Origin of the sequence: Citreimonas sp., assembly GCF_042096055.1 — a bacterium.
In the GTDB taxonomy this organism is placed as follows: domain Bacteria; phylum Pseudomonadota; class Alphaproteobacteria; order Rhodobacterales; family Rhodobacteraceae; genus Citreimonas.
Genome location: NZ_JBELMH010000157.1, coordinates 1 through 3429, shown reverse-complemented (window position 1 = coordinate 3429; position 3429 = coordinate 1). Strand labels below are relative to the sequence as shown.

The following is a 3429-nucleotide window of genomic DNA, read 5'->3' as shown; positions in this document are numbered from 1 at the left end:
TCGCCATCTCGACCGAGGAGACGCGGTACTACCTCAACGGCGTCTACATGCACGTCGCCGAGGCCGAGGACGGCCGCATGCTGCGCTGCGTGGCCACCGACGGCCATCGGCTGGCGCGCATCGACGCGCCCTTGCCCGCGGGCGCCGAGGACATGCCGGGCGTGATCGTGCCGCGCAAGACGGTGGGCGAGCTGCGCAAGCTGCTGGACGACGGCGAGGCCGACATCGCCGTGTCGGTGTCGGAAACCAAGATCCGCTTCGCCACGCCGGACATCACGCTGACGTCGAAGGTGATCGACGGCACCTTCCCCGACTACACGCGCGTGATTCCGCAGGGCAATACGCGGCGGCTTGAGGTGGATGCCAGCGACTTCGCCAAGGCGGTCGACCGGGTCGCGACCGTCAGTTCGGAACGCTCGCGCGCGGTGAAGCTGCAGCTGGACGAGGATCGCCTGATCCTGTCGGTGAACGCGCCGGATAGCGGCGCCGCCGAGGAAGAGCTGGCAGTCGCCTATTCGGACGAGCGCCTGGAGATCGGGTTCAACGCGAAGTACCTCCTGGAGATCGCGAGCCAGGTCGACCGCGAGAACGCCGTCTTCCTGTTCAACTCGTCGGGTGACCCGACGCTGATGCGCGAAGGATCCGACACCAGCGCGGTATACGTCGTCATGCCGATGCGCGTCTGAGCCAGGCAAGGGCCGATCCTGCGGATCGGCGCCCCCGGTAGTTCTTGGGCCAAAGTGAAGGAGCGGCGGGGTGCACCTGTCCAGCCTCGCCCTGTCGCATTTCCGGTCGCACCGGCAGGCGCGGCTGGCGCTGGATGCGCGCCCCGTCGCGCTGTCGGGGCCCAACGGCGCGGGCAAGACCAATCTGATCGAAGCGGTGTCGCTGTTCTCGCCGGGGCGCGGGTTGCGGCGCGCGGCCGCGCAGGACATGGCGCGCAAGCCCGGCACGCTGGGCTGGAAGGTGCGCGGCGAGCTGACGACGGCAGGCACCACGCACGAGATCGCCTTCGCCTCGGACGGCGGGGCGCGGACCGTCGCGATCGACGACAAGGCCGCGTCGCAGGTGGCGCTGGGGCGGATCGCGCGGGCGGTCTGGCTGGTACCCAGCATGGACCGGCTATGGATCGAGGGGGCGGACGGGCGGCGGCGTTTCCTGGACCGTACCGCGCTGTCGTTCTTTCCCGACCATGCTCAGGCATCGCTGGATTACGAGAAGGCCATGCGCCAGCGCAACCGCCTGCTGAAGGACCAGATCCGCGACACGCATTGGTACAACGCGCTCGAGACGCAGATGGCGCGGTCGGGCGCGGTGCTGCATGCCAATCGACAGGCCACGGTCGAACGGCTAGTCCGCGCCCAGGCCGAGGCCGAGACGGCGTTTCCAGTCACTGCCCTGGCGCTGGTCCAGTCCGAGGGGGGGCTTCCGGAGACCGAGGCCGACCTGCGGGACGCGCTGGCCGACAGCCGGTCGCGCGACATGGCGGCGGGCCGCGCGCTGGTCGGCGTGCACCGCACCGACCTGGCCGCGGTCTTTGTCGCCAAGGACGTGCCGGCGGTCGATTGCTCGACCGGCGAGCAGAAGGCCCTGCTGATCTCGCTGATCCTGGCCAACGCCCGCGCGCTGGCGCAGGACGAGGGCGCGCCGCCGCTGGTGCTGCTGGACGAGGTCGCGGCGCATCTGGACGCCGAACGGCGCGCCGCGCTCTACGACGAGATCTGCGCGCTGGGCGCGCAGGCCTGGATGACCGGAACCGGGCCTGAACTGTTCGCCGATCTCGGGGAACGCGCGCAGCATTTCACCGTCACCGTCACCGACGAGGGCGGCGAAAGCCGGGTCACTCCCGGCCCCTGAGCGAACGCCGCCCCTTGTTTTTAATGCCGTCCAAGGCCCCAAATCTGGTGCCTGCCGCGTGACATTCCCCCGTTGCACGCTTATACAGCGCCAGACACGATCAAAGGATTGGTTCATGGCCGAGCCCGCAGGCGCACCCGAAGAATACGGCGCGGATTCCATCAAGGTTCTCAAGGGTCTGGAGGCCGTTCGCAAGCGGCCCGGCATGTATATCGGCGACACCGACGACGGCAGTGGCCTGCACCACATGGTCTACGAGGTCGTCGACAACGGCATCGACGAGGCGCTGGCAGGCCACGCGGACTTCGTCGCCGTCAAGATCCACGCCGACAACAGCGTTTCGGTGCGCGACAACGGTCGCGGCATCCCCGTCGACATGCACACCGAGGAAGGCGTCAGCGCGGCCGAGGTCATCATGACCCAGCTGCACGCGGGCGGGAAGTTCGACCAGAACAGCTACAAGGTGTCAGGCGGCCTGCACGGCGTCGGCGTCTCGGTCGTCAACGCGCTGTCGGTCTGGCTGGAGCTGCGCGTCTGGCGCAACGGCAAGGAGCATTTCGCCAAGTTCTCGCACGGCGAGACGATCGAGCACCTGCGCGTGACCGGCGACGCCAACGGCGAGAAGGGGACCGAGGTGCGCTTCCTCGCCTCGACCGACACGTTCAGCAACCTCGAATACGATTTCCACACGCTGGAGAAGCGCCTGCGCGAGCTGGCGTTCCTGAACAGCGGCGTACGCATCCTGCTCGAGGACGAGCGCCCGGCCGAGCCGCTGCGCATCGAGCTGCACTACGACGGGGGCGTCAGGGAGTTCGTGAAGTACCTCGACCGCTCCAAGCAGTCGGTCATGCCCGAGCCGATCCACATGGAAGGCGAGCGCGACGGCATCGTGGTCGAGGTCGCCATGTGGTGGAACGACAGCTACCACGAGACGGTGCTGCCCTTCACCAACAACATCCCGCAGCGCGACGGCGGCACGCACATGGCGGGCTTTCGCGGCGCGCTGACGCGCACGATCCAGAAATACGCGACCGAGACCGGCATCGCCAAGCGCGAGAAGATCAGCTTTACCGGCGACGACGCGCGCGAGGGTCTGACCTGCGTTCTGTCGGTCAAGGTGCCCGATCCGAAATTCTCGAGCCAGACCAAGGACAAGCTGGTCAGCTCCGAAGTCCGACCCGCGGTCGAGAACCTGGTGAACGAGAAGCTGTCGGAGTGGTTCGAGGAGAACCCCGCCGAGGCCAAGATCATCGTCGGCAAGATCGTCGAGGCCGCGCAGGCGCGCGAGGCGGCGCGCAAGGCGCGGGAACTGACGCGCCGCAAGTCGGCTATGGACGTGAACTTTCTGGCCGGCAAGCTCAAGGACTGCTCCGAGAAGGACCCTTCCAAGACCGAGCTGTTCATCGTCGAGGGCGACTCGGCCGGTGGCTCGGCCCAGACCGGGCGCGACCGCGGCACGCAGGCGATCCTGCCCCTGAAGGGCAAGATCCTGAACGTCGAGCGCGCGCGCTTCGACAGGATGCTGGCGAGCCAGGAGATCGGCAACCTGGTGATGGCGCTGGGCACCGGCAT

At 68.0% G+C, this 3429-nt stretch carries 3 protein-coding genes; all 3 read left to right on the top strand.

What is annotated here, in order from left to right; genetic code table 11:
• A partial coding sequence (gene dnaN, locus ACFDTC_RS17915) for a DNA polymerase III subunit beta (RefSeq protein WP_375260236.1) occupies positions 1 to 686 on the top strand: 686 nt, incomplete at its 5' end.
• Positions 687 to 756: 70 nt separating this feature from the next.
• Positions 757 to 1857 (top strand): DNA replication/repair protein RecF, encoded by a 1101-nt coding sequence (recF, locus tag ACFDTC_RS17910; RefSeq protein ID WP_375260235.1) that lies wholly within the window; start codon positions 757 to 759, stop codon positions 1855 to 1857.
• A gap of 115 nt (positions 1858 to 1972) precedes the next feature.
• The coding region (locus tag ACFDTC_RS17905; RefSeq protein ID WP_375260234.1) for a DNA gyrase subunit B at positions 1973 to 3429 on the top strand (1457 nt) is incomplete at its 3' end.